The organism is Rhizobium sp. ZK1 (assembly GCF_047782645.1).
Classification (GTDB): domain Bacteria; phylum Pseudomonadota; class Alphaproteobacteria; order Rhizobiales; family Rhizobiaceae; genus Rhizobium.
The window spans coordinates 1-14,593 of record NZ_CP180587.1; the positions used below are offsets into that span (position 1 = coordinate 1).

The window sequence follows — 14,593 nt, forward strand, 5'->3', positions numbered from 1 at the left end:
ATGACAAGAGTTGCCGTCATCGGCGCCGGTCCTTCCGGGCTTGCCCAGTTGCGGGCCTTCCAGTCGGCCGCGCAGAAGGGTGCGGAGATCCCGGAGATCGTCTGCTTCGAAAAGCAGTCCGACTGGGGCGGGCTCTGGAACTATACCTGGCGAACCGGGCTCGACGAATATGGCGAGCCGGTTCACGGCAGCATGTATCGTTACCTGTGGTCGAACGGACCGAAGGAATGCCTGGAATTTGCCGACTATTCCTTCGAGGAGCATTTCGGCAAGCCGATCGCCTCCTATCCGCCGCGCGCCGTGCTTTGGGATTATATCAAGGGCCGCGTCGAGAAGGCGAATGTCCGTCATTGGGTGCGCTTCAATACGCCCGTTCGCATGGTGCGTTTCGATGAGGGCACGAAGAAATTCACGGTCACCGCACACAACCGCCTCGAAGACCATATGTACGACGAGGAATTCGACTATGTCGTGGTGGCGAGCGGCCACTTCTCGACACCGAACGTGCCTTATTTCGAGGGCGTGAAGACCTTCAACGGCCGCGTCCTGCATGCTCACGACTTCCGCGATGCGCTGGAATTCAAGGGCAAGGATATCCTCATCGTCGGCCGCAGTTACTCGGCGGAAGATATCGGCTCGCAATGCTGGAAATACGGCGCCAAGTCGGTCACCACGAGCTATCGGTCAAAGCCGATGGGGTTCAACTGGCCGGACAATTTCGAAGAGCGTCCGCTGCTCACCAGGCTCGAAAACCGCACCGCCCATTTCCTTGACGGTTCGACGAAGGAAGTGGATGCGCTGATCCTGTGCACAGGATACCAGCATCACTTCCCCTTCCTGCCTGATGAGTTGAGGCTCAAGACTGCCAACCGTCTCTGGGCCGACCATCTCTACAAAGGCGTGATCTTCGACAGAAACCCGCAGCTTTTCTATATCGGCATGCAGGATCAATTCTACACCTTCAACATGTTCGACGTGCAGGCCTGGTGGGCACGCGATGTCATGATGGGCCGCATCAAATTGCCGCCGGAAGAGGAACTGAAGGCGAATTTCGACATGTGGCGGACCCGCGAGGAGACGCTCGAAGATGCCGAGCAGATGATCTGGTACCAGGGTGACTATGTGAAGGAACTGCTCGCCGAAACCGACTATCCGAGCTTCGACATCGAAGGAACCAACAGGACCTTCATGGAGTGGGAGCACCACAAGGCGGAAAACATCATGGGCTTCCGCGATCACGCCTATCGTTCGCTGATGACCGGCAACATGTCGCCGACGCACCACACGCCCTGGGTCAAGGCGCTCGACGATTCCATGGAGGAATATCTGCGCAACTGATCTTTCCAGCTCCCGCGTAACCGAGAAGGGTCGTCCGTCGCGGCCCTTTCCGGCGTATTTGAAATGAGACGAAGCAACCCGATCTGCAACTCATTGTCTCAAGGCGTGGTCTTCATGGATTTTCAGAGCAGTGTTCTCGGCCGAATGAGTGGTTTTCTCTATCGCTGCCGCGCGGACGAAAACTACACGATGCTGGAGATGACCGATGGCATCGAACGCATCTTCGGCTATCCAGCCGAAGAAATCATCGGCAACACGACACGCACCTTCACCTCGATCATGTGCGAGGAGGACGTGCCGCTGATGGACAAGGTTGTTGGCATGGCGCTCGAAAGCCGCACCGACTGGACGATGGAATATCGGATCCGCCACCGTGACGGACATTATGTCTGGGTGACGGAGACGGGCGGAGGCGTCTGGGACGAAAATGGCGAGCTGCTCTATCTCGAGGGCAGTATCATCAACATCGAGTCGCTCTACCAGCGCATCGACGAGCAGACTGCCGGTATGCGCATCACCGCCTCGAAGACCAACGAGATCCTGCACTCGCTGCGCTACCTGAAGCTGCTTGCCGTCAATGCCGGCATCGAGGCGGCAAGGGCGGGGACGGCGGGATCCGGCTTCGCCGTGCTTGCCGCTGAGATGCGCCAGCTTGCCAATTCCTCCGAAGAGGCCGCAAGGGCGATCACCAGCGCCCAGCGCAGGGCGCAATAAAGGCTTTTACGAACGCGGCCGGGTCTTTTGCGGGTCGTAGTGCGACAGCGGCACCACGGTCGCCGGCAGGCGCTTCTGCTGGCCGTCGAGCTTGCCGATCTCGACCTCGGTGCCGACGGCGGCATGGATCACGTCGATGCGGGCGAGTGCGATCGTCTTGCCGAGGATCGGAGAGCGCGTGGCGCTGGTGACGACGCCGATCTGGGCGCGGCCGAGATGGATGCAGTCGCCGTGGCCGACCGCCTCGTTCGCCCGCACGTCCAGGCCGACCATCAGGTGGCGCGGATGCTCCTTGCGCCGCAGGAGCGCCTCGCGGCCGATGAAATCGTCCTGCTTGGATTTCAGTGGCACGGTGAAGCCGATGCCGGCCTCGAACGGATCGGTCTGATCGTCGAATTCGTGATGGGCGAAGACGAGGCCCGCCTCGATGCGGACCATGTCGAGCGCTTCAAGCCCCATCGGCTTCAGCCCATAAGGCTCGCCGGCCTTCCAGACGGCATCGAAGACGCTCAACGCATCCTTCGGATGACAGAAGATCTCGTAGCCGAGTTCGCCGGTATAGCCGGTGCGCGAGACGACGACCGGGGCGCCTTCGAAGCCGCCGATGCGCCCGACGGTGAAGCGGAACCATTCAAGCTCGCCGATATCGGGCTGGCGTGGCGCCGTCCAGATGATTTCCTTGAGAATGTCGCGGCTCTTTGGTCCCTGCAGCGCGATATTGTGCATCTGGTCTGTCGAGGAGCGGACCCAGGCCTTGAAGCCCTTCTTCTCGGCCTGTTCGCGCAGCCATATGCCGCTATAGTCGTCGCCGCCGATCCAGCGGAAGTTCTTGTCGCCGAGGCGAAAGAGCGTGCCGTCGTCGATCATGCCGCCGTGCTCGTAGCACATGGCGGAATAGACGACCTGTCCGGTCGACAGCTTGCGCACGTCGCGCGTCAGGCAGTATTGCAGCAATTCCTCGGCATCCGGGCCTGTGACCTCGAATTTGCGCAACGGCGACAGGTCGATGACAGCAGCTCTTTCACGGCAGGCCCAATATTCTTCGACTGGACCTTCAGAGGAAAATCGGTTCGGCAGCCAGTAGCCGCGATATTCGGTGTAATCCCGCGTCAGTGCCGCAAGGCGAGGGTGGAAGGCGGTTTCCCGCGTCAGTTCTGCATCGGCGTCAGGGGTCATGCGATAGGCCACCGCTCTTGAGAATTTTTCTTTTCCGGAGAAGGTGCGGACATGGATGTCGGTCGGGTCCCAGCCATTGGCCGCATCGATATCGTCGGGGCAGGAGGAGGAGACGCAGACGAGATCGGTCAGTGCCCGCATCAGGACATAATCGCCCGGCCGAGACCATGGCTCGTCGAGGTAGAGCTGGTTGTTGTGGTCGATATTCGTATTGTAGAAATAGTTGAGCGCCTCCCAGCCCTTGCGGCCGGGTATGCCGTAGGGCGCGAGCGCCGCATTGAAATTGTCGGTGCAATTGACATGGCCGGGATAACCCATGTCGTCGTAGTAGCGCGAATTGCAGGCGGTCGCGAATGCGTCATGGCGGCCGACCGTGTCCTGGACGATCTCCACCAGCGGCTCGAAGTCGCGGTCGAACGCTTTGGACGGCAGGCCGGGGGCGGGATAGCTGCGGCCAAGCAGGGTGCGGGTGACGGTGGAATCCAGCGCGAGATCGAGGCCCTTGTCGACCTTGCGGGCGGCAAAGGCCTGGAAATCGGTGCATTGCCGGCCGTAGACGTCGATGATCTGGATGAACTCTCCGGCACGGACGAAATAGGCCGAGGCGGTCGCCGCCCTGATCCGGATGTCTTCGATCGGATCGGCCATCGGCTCGGGGAGGGCCGCGGCGTAGTCGCGGATCAGGCTGCTGCGCCGGATACGGATCTCGATCGGCGTTGCCGTGTCCTGCGCGTCAGGCGACATCGCTGCTGCGGGTGCGGCGGCAATCAGCAGACCCTTCATCGTGATCACAAACTCAGCCTTGCTGCCGGGAGTGGAAGCTTCGCTGAAAATGCGGATTGCACCTGCCGTGGCGAGATCGGCACCGCGTCGCTGAAGCGCCGTCCGCGTCCGGGCGGCGCCCTCATCGCCCGAAGAGAGAATGGCCTTCAGCCCGTCGGCCGAGCCGGTGAAGGCTGCACCGAGGCCGGCCGATTGACACCGGCCGTTTTCGTCGAGGAAGGAAAGCTCGCAAGCCTGTCCTCCCTCGCTGTCGATCAGGGTAACGTGGTCGCCGGCCTCGACGCGAACAACAAGGGATCCGCCGCCCTTGCAGCGGTAACGCTCGACACCCTCGGGCAGCGTGGAGATACCGGGATAGCGGATGATGCTTGCTGACACCGGTCGCACCCCTGACATCCCGGGATGGAGATCTCGCATGTGGTCCTCATGGGATTGATGTGCCCTCCGGCACGCAAATCATGCTGACAAAATGCCACCCGAAAGTAAAGGGATGTTGACTAAAAAGAAAATATCTTCACTATGCATAAAGGGTCGAGACTCGGAAATCCGCTCGGGAACGCGGATCGAGAAAATGCCGGGCAGCCCATGCATGCCACGGGAGGCACGTTCAGGGAGACGTACGCAAAGCTACGTCCCGAACAAATAGAATGGGGAATTTCATCGATGACGGATATCGTGGACGCCGGCGTTGCCGCCGGCACCGAAGGTAAACTTATACGCGCGCTTGACTGGAAGGGCGCGTTCTGGGTGGCAGCCGGCGTGCCACCCCTTGTTCTCTTTTCCCTTGGCGGTATTGCAGGCACGACCGGCAAGCTCGCCTTTGTCGTCTGGATCATCTCGATGATCATGGGCTTCCTGCAATCTTTCACCTATGCCGAAATCGCCGGCATGTTCGGCAACAAGTCGGGCGGCGCCTCGGTCTATGGTGCCACGGCCTGGCTGCGTTACTCGAAATTCATCGCGCCGCTGTCCGTCTGGTGCAACTGGTTTGCCTGGTCGCCGGTGCTTTCGCTCGGCTGCGCCATTGCGGCCGGATATATTCTCAATGCTTTCTTCCCGATCCCGGCTGCGGATTCGCAGGCGGTCCTCGCCTGGATCAGCGCGCATGCCGCTTCGATTACGGCCGATAGCCCCCGCGTCGCCGAATATATTGCTGCCCATGCCGGCACTTCGCCCGAGGATGCAGTCAAGGCGCTGCTGAGTGCTGACGGTGTCGCCGCGCTGACGCCGGCAATCCGCAGCTGGTCACTCGTCACTTTCAGCATTCCTTTCCTCGCCACCGCCAATATCAACGCCACCTTCTTCATCGGCGGCATCCTGATGCTGATCATTTTTGCGATCCAGCATCGCGGCATCTCCGAAACGGCGAGCGTCCAGAAATGGCTGGCGATCATCGTGCTGGTGCCGCTGCTTATCATTGGTCTCTATCCGATCATCAGCGGCCAGATCGTCAGCGCCAACGTCACCGGGCTGGTTCCGCCGACGGCCGCCTATGCCGGCACCGATGGTACTTGGAGCAATGGCGGCTGGACGCTCTTCCTCGGCGGTCTCTATATCGCCGCCTGGTCGACCTACGGTTTCGAGACCGCCGTCTGCTATACGCGCGAACTGAAGAACCCGAAGACGGACACATTCAAGGCGATCTTCTATTCCGGCCTTGCCTGCTGCCTGTTCTTCTTCCTCGTTCCCTTTGCCTTCCAGGGTGTGCTCGGTCATGCGGGCATGCTGGCGCCCGGTATCGTCGACGGCACGGGCGTCGCCGAAGCACTCGGCGGACTGATCGGCGCCGGCCGCATTGTCACCCAGCTTCTCGTCGTGCTGATGATCATGGCGCTTTTCCTCGCCATCATGACGGCCATGGCAGGCTCCTCGCGCACGCTCTACCAGGGCTCGAAGGATGGCTGGCTGCCGAAATATCTCGACCATGTCAATGAAAACGGCGCCCCGACCCGGGCGATGTGGACAGACTTTGCCTTCAATCTTTTCCTTTTAGCGATCGCGTCCGATGCCGGCGGCTACTTCTTCGTGCTTGCCGTCTCCAATGTCGGCTACATCATCTTCAACTTCCTGAACCTGAATTCCGGCTGGATCCATCGCATGGATTCCGGTCATGTCGAGCGCCCCTGGAAGGCCCCCACCTGGCTGATCGGCGTCAATACCGTGCTTGCCTTCGTCAACGCTCTCTTCCTCGGCGCCGGCGCCAAGGTCTGGGGCTATGCCAATGCGCTCTGGGTCGGCTTCATCTTCGCCGCGCTCATCCTGCCGGTCTTCGCCTATCGCCACTATGTGCGCGACGGCGGCAAGTTTCCGCCCGGTGCCATGGAAGACCTGGGGCTCGTCGGCCAGGACCTCGGCGTCAAGAAGGCTGGCATGCTGCCGTATCTCGCACTGGCCGCGGGCCTTGCCATCGTGCTGATCGCCAACTGGATCTTCCAATTGCCGGCTTAAAGACTGCCAGCCCGGGCATTTCGATGGATGTATTGGGTGCTCGGGCAAACCAGATGCGCGCAGATGGGCGTCAGTTTGAGAAGACTGACGCCTTGCGCTTGCGCCGCCGCCATGACTTTGCTGCCGTCAGATGATGCAGGGCATCAATCTGCTATTTGCCTCCGCGGGCGGGAAAGTCGTTCCTGGAAAGGCAACCCCCGCGTTTTGCGAGCGTTGCCTGATCGTAAGCCGTAGCAGGAGTGAGAGCTCAGGCCGCCTTGGCGATATCATCGCTGTGACGGATTTCCGTGCCCAGCACCTTCAGGCATTCGCGGATGAACGCTGCAAGTGCGGTCCATCCCTTCGCAGAGACCATGGTGCCATCGACATAGGCTTCCGTCGGCGACAGATCGATATACGTGCCCCCTGCAAGCGTGACTTCCGGCTCGCAAGCCCCGAGCGCCCCGACCTTCTTGCCGCGAACCACACCGTCAACGGCAATCAGAATCTGGACGCCGTGGCAAATCGTAAAGATCGGCTTCTGCTTCTCGTGAAAATGCCGCACGATTGCCTGAACGCGTTTATCGGTGCGGATATATTCAGGGCCGCGACCGCCTGCGCAGTAGACTGCATGATATTGATCGAGCTGCGCCTCGGCCTCCGAGAAGGTCTTGTTGATCGTGAAGAAGTGCCCGAGCTTCTCCGTATACGTTTGATCGCCTTCGAAATCGTGGAGCGAGGTCTTGATCAGATCGCCAGCCTTCTTGTCGGGGCAGATCACGTGGACGGTATGGCCGACTGCCTCCATCGCCTGCTGATAGACATAGATTTCGTATTCCTCGGTAAACTCACCGGTCAGCATCAGTATCTTCTTACCAGGCATGATTTGCTCCTCTTCTTCATGCAATGGGGCGGCGGCTGCGGCCGCCCCCGGTTTCGGTCTCATCAGAACGGAGAGTCGGGGAAATAGTATTCCTTCGCATTCTCCTGCGTGATCAGCGGCGCATCCAGCTTGACAGTGCCTCGCACCGGCGCCTGGCCGACAATATTGGCAACGGTCATGTAGATGGCGGTCTTGATCATGGCGGGCGGATAAGGTGTCTCGACCGGCGTCATCGGATCGCCGTCGATGACCTTCTTGACGATGTCCTTCATGCCATTGCCGCCGAGGGCAAGCTTGATGTCCTTGCGACCCGATTCCTTGACGGCCTCGAGCACGCCAAGAAGCATGTCGTCGTCATTTGCCCAGACAGCGTCGATCTGCGGGTATTTGGCAAGATAGTCCTGCATCAGCTTGAAAGCGTCATCACTGTTCCAGTTCGCATATTGTATGTCCAGAACCTTGAGATCGGTTCCCTTGATTGCATCCTGAAAGCCCTGGATGCGCTCATCGTCGATGACGGTCGGAATGCCGCGCAAGATGACGAGGTTGCCTTTGCCGCCGAGCTTGTCGATCATGAACTTCGCCGTATTGCGGCCAACCGCGATGTTGTCGCCAGCAAGGTAGAGGTCCTGGATGGATTGGTCGTTGAGGCCACGATCCACGACTGTGATGAAGGTGCCGGCATCCTTGACCGCCTTGACCGGCGTCGTCAGCTCCTCCGACGTATAGGGCAGGATGACCAGCGCATCGAGCTTGCGTCCTGCGGAAAGATCTTCAAGCGCGCTCACCTGCGCCGTTGCCGAAGGCGAAGTCTTGACGACGACCTCGACATTCGGAAAGGCGGCATTGACTTCCTTGGCGGCAGCCTGTGCGTGATAGACGATGCCCGCCGTCCAGCCATGATCGGCTGCCGGGATCGACACGGCGACAACCTTCTTATCTGCCGAAAGGGCTTGGCCGGCGAGCAACACAGTACTGACGGCCAGGGCCGCAATCCATTTTCTAGACATTCATTCCTCCCAGAATCGGACCACAAACATCAATCCGCGCGGTCCGGACGCGGTTATTTTGAGAACCTCTGAATGAGCATTGCGATGATGATGATGACGCCCTGGACACCGGCGACGAGATATTCGGAGACGAAATCCGAGAGCACCATGAGGTTGGCGATGAGTTCGAGGATGACGGCTCCTGCTACCGTGCCCCAGACATGACCCTTGCCACCTCTAAGAGCAGTTCCGCCGATGACGACCGCAGTGATGACCTGCAATTCCCACAGCACGCCGGTGGTCGGCGTCGCTGCTCCGAGGCGCGGCACATAGCAGATCGCGGCGATCGCAACGCATACGCCCTGGATCGCGTAGGCGATCGTGCGCGTCTTGATGATGGAAATGCCTGAGTAGCGGGCGACATCCTCATTCGCGCCAACGGCAGCGCATTTGCGGCCATATTTCATCTTGTAGAGGATGAAGGATGCGATGGCGGCAACGGCAATCGAAATGAGGATCGGAAAGGGGATACCGCCAAGGGTGCCAAAATAGACCGGCCGATAGGCGTCGCGGAGGCTGCGATCGATCGGGATCGTCCCGCCATCCGACATATAGGTGATGAGGGCGCGGAAGATCCCCATGGTACCGAGGGTCGCGATGAAGGGCTCGATCTTTCCGACGGTAACGATGAGCCCGTTCATCAGCCCGCAGAGGAGCCCGACGACAAGCGCGATGGCCATGCCGGCGGGAATTGCCAGGACACCCCAGTCGGCAGCCATCTTGTTCATGAACATGATGGTTATGCCGGTGATGAATGCGGCCATCGAACCGACTGAAAGATCCAGTCCGCCGGACGAAATGACGAAGGTCGCACCGACGGCGATGATTGCGATGAAGGCGCTTCGCGTGATCACATTGCTGAGATTGGTCGCCGAGAGGAAATCCGGGTTGATCGAAAAACCGATCAGCAGCAACGCCAGAAGCGCAAGGAACGGACCGACATCCGACCAGCCGATGTTCCATTCCCGCTCCGGCCGAACCGGCGTCGAACCCGTAATCACACTCATTGTCTTCCTCCCTGCTTCGCCGCAACCTTCGTTTCGCTGGTGGCAAGAAACGCAATCGCATGTTCCGTCATTTTCTCGCCCGTCACCTCTCCGGTGATGCGCCCCTCCCGCATCACAAGAATCCGGTCGCAGATCCCGATCAGTTCCTGCATTTCGGACGAGATGACGATGCAGGTCCTGCCTTCAGCGACGAGGCGCTCGATGAAGGCATAGATCTGGGCCTTGTTCGCGATGTCGATCCCGCGCGTCGGCTCGTCGATGACCACGACCGAAGGGTCGGTGAGAAGCACCTTGGCGAGCAGAAGCTTCTGCTGGTTGCCGCCGGAAAGCTGGCCTGCCTTGACTGCGTAACTTTTCAGGCGGATGTCGTAGGTGTTGACGGCTTCGACGAGCGCGCGCTGCTCACGGCGGCGGCGCATCACAAGGCCGGGGTGAAATCTGCCGAGGGCGGACAGCGTCAGGTTCGGCGCAAGCCGCTCCTGCAGCAGCAGGCCCTTGCCTTTGCGATCCTCGGTCAGGTAACCGATGCCGGCATCCATCGCCGCCCGAGGGCGCCTGATGTCAATCGCCCTGCCTTGCAATTTTACGGTTCCGGCAGCAGGGCGCAGGCCCATGATGCCCTCGAACACTTCGGTGCGACCGGCACCGATCATGCCGGCAAATCCGAGGACCTCGCCTTTGTGGGCGGTAAACGTGATGTCGCTTGCAAAGCCGGGAACGCTGAGATCCTGGACTTCAAGCATCGCCTGCAGGGCTGGCTTTACGGTCTTTTCGGGATAAAGCGCGGCGAGATCGCGCCCGACCATCAGCCGCGCCATGTCCATCTGCGTCAGGCTATGACCGGGATATGTGCCGACCATCTTGCCGTCTCTGAGCACCGTCACCTTGTCGGCAAGCCGCTGGACTTCATCGAGGCGATGGCTGATGTAGAGCACGGCTGCCCCTTGCTCCTTCAGCTGCAGAATGATGGCAAGCAGTCGCTCGACCTCGTCACCCGTTAAGACTGCGGTCGGCTCATCGAAAATGACAAGCCTGTAGTCGTCGAGGAGTGCGCGCGCGATCTGCACGAGCTGGCGATCCGCAAGCGAGATGTCACGCACCAAAGCGTTTGGCGATACGTGACATCCAAGGTCCTGAAGTTTTTCGACGGCCAGGCGCCGCATCGTCCGATCATCGACCAGGCCATGACGCATCAGTTCACGGCCGAGGAAAAGATTTTCGGCGACGGTCAGGGCGTCCGCAAGCAGGATCTCCTGGTGCACCAGGACAATACCCGCTTCCTGCGCCTGCTCAGGCGTTGAGAAGCCGACCCTGCGGCCGCCCATCGACAGCGTTCCTGCAGTGGGTTCGGCATAACCGGAAAGGAGCCGCATGAATGTCGACTTGCCGGCGCCGTTCTCGCCGATGATGGCATGGATCTCGCCGGGCAAGATATCGAGCGTGACTTCCTGGAGTACGGTGACCGGTCCGTACCGCTTCGACATGCCCTCTGCACGAAGGACCGGCTGAGAGACAAGGCCGTCGGTTTCGGACACCACGCTCCTCCCCTTCCTCTCCATGGTCATGACGCCCGACATTGCCCGCCTCTCAATCAAAAGCCGGCACGAGCCGGTCTCGTGAATGTTCGAGATGGGTTCTCATTGCCTTTTCGGCAGCCGATGGGTCACCTGCGGCAAAGGCGCAGAGAAGCGCCTCGTGCTCATCCAGCGCCTCTTCGGTGACGCGGGAATGGAACATCAGTCGAAAGATGTGAAAATGCGTGTGCTGGTGGCTGAGGGTTTGGCGAATGAGCTCGTTGCCGGCAAATTCCATGATCCTGTCATGGAAAATGGCGTCCTGCCGCGCGAAGGTAGAATAGCGTAGCCGTTCATCGGTCCCTTCCCGACGCCCCATGACGCCTGCCGCCTCCCTGAGGATGGCGAGCTTTTCATCGTCCATGGCCTTTGCCGCCCTCGCAGCACCGTCGGGCTCGAGAAGCAGCCGCAAGTGATAAAGCTCATCGAAGCGCCGATGGGTGATCTGTGGGGCTGCGCTGTAACCGATGAGATGCGTCTTGACGACCAGCCCTTCTCCCTCGAGGCGGCCGAGCGCCTCGCGGATCGGGGTCTGGGAAACGTTGAATTCCTTGACCAGATTATCGACGGTGATGCGCGCACCCGGAGCGATCTTCAGAGACATCAGCTGCGCAAAAATCACCTCGTAGACGCTGTCCGCGAGACTGCTGCTGCGCTGTATGAAACCGCTCGGATCAGGCGTGGCATTGAGCATCATCGTATTCCGGCCTTGTCTTTCTTTTGCCTCTTGACAGGAGCAATCGCTAACACGATGCTCGGCGATATGCAATCCCATATCCTATAGGATTTTATATCGGAGGTTTTATGAGGGTCACTTGGATGAGCGCAAAAGAAATCGAGCGCCAATTTTGCGACGCTTCCTCAAGGTCATTCTTCATCCGACAACTGGTGAGAAGGTCAGCACAATGACCCTCTTTGCAGCTATCAGGCTCCCGAAAGAAATCCTGTTCGGCAAGGGTCAACGTTTTGCGCTGCCGTCGGTCGCCAAAAGGCTGGGCCAAAGGGCACTGATATGCACGGATGAGCGCTTCGCTGGGACGTCCATCTTCGCCGAGCTCGTCGCGGCGTTGAATGCGGCGTCGATCGAGACACTGGTCCATGACCGGGTCCTGCCGGACGTTCCGCGCGACACCGTTGCGCTATGCGTTGAAGAGGCGCGGAGCTTCGCGCCCGACATGGTGATCGGGATAGGCGGAGGAAGTTGCCTCGACATGGCAAAATGCGCCGCCCTGCTTATAAGCCATGGTGGAAGCCTTGCGGACTACTATGGTGAGTTCAAGGTTCCCGGTCCGACAATCCCGATCATCGCTGTCCCGACCACGGCGGGGACCGGTTCCGAGGTGACGCCGGTTGCCGTCATCTCCGACCCGGATCGGACGCTGAAGGTCGGCATATCGAGTCCATATCTTATCGCCGCAGCGGCCATCTGCGATCCGGAGCTGACGATGTCCTGCCCGCCGGGTCTGACCGCTGTCGCTGGCGCGGACGCATTGACCCATGCAATCGAGGCATTCACGGCCGCCCGACGCGGCACTGACCCGTTGCTGCCCCAGAACCATGTCTTCATCGGTAAGAGTGCACTTACCGATCATTTCGCGCTTCTCGCCATCAAGCTCCTGGGACGCAGCCTGGAGACGGCGTGCAAGGAGGGAACGAACGAAGATGCACGCGCTGACGTCATGATGGGTGCGCTGGCTGCCGGTTGCGCATTCGGCACGGCGGGTACTGCAGCAGCGCATGCTATCCAGTATCCCGCAGGCGCATTGACCCATACCGCCCACGGGCTCGGCGTCGCGACGATGATGCCCTACGTCATGAACTATAACCGCGCCGCCTCGACGGCCGAGCTGGCCGAGATCGGCCAGGCGCTCGGCCTTGATTCAACGGGCAGGACGAAGCAGGAGATGGCGGGGGCGGCGATTGAGGAGATCCGCAGGCTCTTTCAGGCCATCGGCATCACGCCGACACTCGCTGATCTCGGGCTTACCGCCGACAAACTCGACTGGATTGCCGAACAGGCGCTCAGCATCGACAGATTGATCAAGAATAACCCGAGGCCCTTCGACATCGACGCCATGAAGCGTCTCGTTCGTGCAGCCTATGACGGCGATCTTGCCGCCTCCGCCCTTTAAACATTCGAGGAATAAAATGACCATTGCCCAGCAAATGCCACAGGTCGCCCACCACCTGCCAGACATTGAGGCCGCAGCCCGCGGCCTCTATATCGATGGGAGCTGGCGGGAATCCAAAAGCGGGCGCAAGATCGATGTGACCGACCCCTCGACCGGGACGCTTCTTGCTGTTGTAGCGGACGCGACCATCGAGGATGCGCAGGCGAGCGTCGAGGCCGCATCCCGGGCTGCGCCTGGCTGGCGGTCGACGCCGCCGCGCAAGCGCTCGGAGATTTTGCGACGCTGTTTCGAACTGATGATCGAGCGTTCCGAAATGCTTGCCACCTTGATCTCCCTGGAGAATGGCAAGGCGCTGCGCGACGCCCGCGGCGAGGTCGCCTATGCCGCCGAGTTCTTTCGCTGGAATGCGGAAGAGGCCGTGCGCATAACGGGAGAATTCGGCATCGCTCCGTCGGGAGCCAACCGGATCATCGTCGACTACCAGCCGATCGGCATCTGCCTGCTGATCACGCCTTGGAATTTCCCGGCTGCAATGGCCACCCGCAAGATCGCCCCGGCGCTTGCCGCTGGCTGCACCGTGATCTTGAAGCCGGCAAGCGAGACGCCGCTGACGGCCTACGCACTGGCCTCGATCTATGAAGAGGCCGGCGTGCCGCCAGGCGTCGTCAACGTTTTGACGACAAGCACTCCCGCCCCATTCAGCGCCACCACTCTCGCGGATCCGCGCGTCAGAAAACTTTCGTTTACAGGCTCCACAGGCGTTGGCCGCCTGCTTCTCGCCGAAGCGGCCAAGCATGTCGTCTCATGTTCGATGGAGCTCGGCGGCAACGCTCCGTTCATCGTGTTTGACGACGCCGATCTGGAGGCGGCACTCGACGGCGCGATGGTTGCGAAGATGCGCAATGCCGGCGAAGCCTGCACCGCAGCAAACCGTCTCTATGTCCAGTCCGGCATCTACGAGTCTTTCGCAGAAGGGCTGACCAAAAGAATGGCAGCTCTCAACGTTGGTCCCGGTGTCGATGCCCTCACCGAATGCGGGCCGATGATCACGACGAAGGCGGTGGAGAAGATTGATCGCCTGGTGGATGATGCCAAGGCCAAGGGTGCGCGCGTCACCTGCGGCGGTAAGACCCCTGCCGGGCCGGGTTACTTTTACCCGCCGACAGTTCTCGTCGACATGCCCGATGGTGTCGAGATGGCGCATGAGGAAATCTTCGGACCGGTTGCACCTCTTTACAGGTTCGAGACCGAAGACGAGGTGATAGGGCGTGCCAACGACACCGAATACGGTCTTGCCGCCTATGTCTTCACGCGCGACATAGCACGCGGATTGCGCGTTTCCTCCGCTTTGGAGGCAGGCATGATCGCGCTCAACCGGGGTCTGGTTTCCGATCCGGCAGCACCCTTCGGTGGCGTCAAGCAAAGTGGTCTCGGCCGTGAGGGCGGGCAGCATCACGGCATCGCCGAATTCATGGAAGCCAAATATATCGCAACGAGCTTTTGACGCGGA

The 14,593-nt window shown here is 60.3% G+C and carries 11 protein-coding genes; 5 read left to right on the plus strand and 6 right to left on the minus strand.

Annotated elements, in window-relative coordinates:
• Positions 1-1,338 carry an NAD(P)-binding domain-containing protein gene (locus ACK9YZ_RS22625; RefSeq protein ID WP_416067636.1) on the plus strand — a complete coding sequence of 446 codons (1,338 nt, stop codon included), beginning with the start codon at positions 1-3 and terminating at the stop codon, positions 1,336-1,338.
• A gap of 114 nt (positions 1,339-1,452) precedes the next feature.
• Complete coding sequence (locus ACK9YZ_RS22630) at positions 1,453-2,052, plus strand: PAS domain-containing protein (RefSeq protein WP_416067637.1); 600 nt, start codon at positions 1,453-1,455, stop codon at positions 2,050-2,052.
• 6 nt (positions 2,053-2,058) lie between these two features.
• On the opposite strand, the gene ACK9YZ_RS22635 is transcribed toward ACK9YZ_RS22630, so the two are convergent.
• Positions 2,059-4,428 carry a DUF1989 domain-containing protein gene (locus tag ACK9YZ_RS22635; protein WP_416067638.1) on the minus strand — a complete coding sequence of 790 codons (2,370 nt, stop codon included), beginning with the start codon at positions 4,426-4,428 and terminating at the stop codon, positions 2,059-2,061.
• Positions 4,429-4,674: 246 nt separating this feature from the next.
• Here ACK9YZ_RS22635 and ACK9YZ_RS22640 point away from each other — a divergent pair, with 246 nt between their 5' ends.
• Positions 4,675-6,459 carry an APC family permease gene (locus ACK9YZ_RS22640; protein ID WP_416067639.1) on the plus strand — a complete coding sequence of 595 codons (1,785 nt, stop codon included), beginning with the start codon at positions 4,675-4,677 and terminating at the stop codon, positions 6,457-6,459.
• 247 nt (positions 6,460-6,706) lie between these two features.
• On the opposite strand, the gene ACK9YZ_RS22645 is transcribed toward ACK9YZ_RS22640, so the two are convergent.
• From ACK9YZ_RS22645 to ACK9YZ_RS22665, 5 genes are all read right to left on the minus strand, one after another.
• Positions 6,707-7,321 carry a DJ-1/PfpI family protein gene (locus tag ACK9YZ_RS22645; RefSeq protein ID WP_112972442.1) on the minus strand — a complete coding sequence of 205 codons (615 nt, stop codon included), beginning with the start codon at positions 7,319-7,321 and terminating at the stop codon, positions 6,707-6,709.
• Between the two features lie 62 nt (positions 7,322-7,383).
• Positions 7,384-8,331, minus strand: coding sequence for a substrate-binding domain-containing protein (locus tag ACK9YZ_RS22650; RefSeq protein ID WP_216759514.1), 948 nt, complete (start codon positions 8,329-8,331; stop codon positions 7,384-7,386).
• A gap of 53 nt (positions 8,332-8,384) precedes the next feature.
• Positions 8,385-9,377 carry an ABC transporter permease gene (locus ACK9YZ_RS22655; protein ID WP_416067640.1) on the minus strand — a complete coding sequence of 331 codons (993 nt, stop codon included), beginning with the start codon at positions 9,375-9,377 and terminating at the stop codon, positions 8,385-8,387.
• On the minus strand, positions 9,374-10,936 hold the full coding sequence (locus tag ACK9YZ_RS22660) for a sugar ABC transporter ATP-binding protein (RefSeq protein WP_416068481.1): 1,563 nt from the start codon (positions 10,934-10,936) through the stop codon (positions 9,374-9,376). The genes ACK9YZ_RS22655 and ACK9YZ_RS22660 overlap by 4 nt, the downstream gene beginning before the upstream one ends.
• 28 nt (positions 10,937-10,964) lie before the next feature.
• Entirely contained in the window at positions 10,965-11,648 is a 684-nt protein-coding gene (locus tag ACK9YZ_RS22665; protein ID WP_416067641.1) for a GntR family transcriptional regulator, read from the minus strand.
• A 208-nt stretch (positions 11,649-11,856) separates the two neighbouring features.
• On the opposite strand from ACK9YZ_RS22665, the gene ACK9YZ_RS22670 reads away from it, so the two are divergent.
• A complete protein-coding gene (locus ACK9YZ_RS22670) occupies positions 11,857-13,083 on the plus strand; it encodes an iron-containing alcohol dehydrogenase (RefSeq protein WP_416067642.1) in 1,227 nt (408 codons plus the stop codon).
• Positions 13,084-13,117: 34 nt separating this feature from the next.
• The gene (locus ACK9YZ_RS22675) at positions 13,118-14,587 is read left to right on the plus strand and encodes an NAD-dependent succinate-semialdehyde dehydrogenase (protein ID WP_416068482.1); all 1,470 of its coding nucleotides are present in this window, start codon (positions 13,118-13,120) and stop codon (positions 14,585-14,587) included.
• Positions 14,588-14,593 lie beyond the last annotated feature (6 nt).

Coding starts and splice junctions, on each gene's coding strand:
- ACK9YZ_RS22625 (WP_416067636.1), top strand. CDS start 1: ATGACAAGAGTTGCCGTCATCGGCGCCGGTCCTTCCGGGCTTGCCCAG.
- ACK9YZ_RS22630 (WP_416067637.1), top strand. CDS start 1,453: ATGGATTTTCAGAGCAGTGTTCTCGGCCGAATGAGTGGTTTTCTCTAT.
- ACK9YZ_RS22635 (WP_416067638.1), bottom strand. CDS start 4,428: ATGCGAGATCTCCATCCCGGGATGTCAGGGGTGCGACCGGTGTCAGCA.
- ACK9YZ_RS22640 (WP_416067639.1), top strand. CDS start 4,675: ATGACGGATATCGTGGACGCCGGCGTTGCCGCCGGCACCGAAGGTAAA.
- ACK9YZ_RS22645 (WP_112972442.1), bottom strand. CDS start 7,321: ATGCCTGGTAAGAAGATACTGATGCTGACCGGTGAGTTTACCGAGGAA.
- ACK9YZ_RS22650 (WP_216759514.1), bottom strand. CDS start 8,331: ATGTCTAGAAAATGGATTGCGGCCCTGGCCGTCAGTACTGTGTTGCTC.
- ACK9YZ_RS22655 (WP_416067640.1), bottom strand. CDS start 9,377: ATGAGTGTGATTACGGGTTCGACGCCGGTTCGGCCGGAGCGGGAATGG.
- ACK9YZ_RS22660 (WP_416068481.1), bottom strand. CDS start 10,936: ATGGAGAGGAAGGGGAGGAGCGTGGTGTCCGAAACCGACGGCCTTGTC.
- ACK9YZ_RS22665 (WP_416067641.1), bottom strand. CDS start 11,648: ATGATGCTCAATGCCACGCCTGATCCGAGCGGTTTCATACAGCGCAGC.
- ACK9YZ_RS22670 (WP_416067642.1), top strand. CDS start 11,857: ATGACCCTCTTTGCAGCTATCAGGCTCCCGAAAGAAATCCTGTTCGGC.
- ACK9YZ_RS22675 (WP_416068482.1), top strand. CDS start 13,118: ATGCCACAGGTCGCCCACCACCTGCCAGACATTGAGGCCGCAGCCCGC.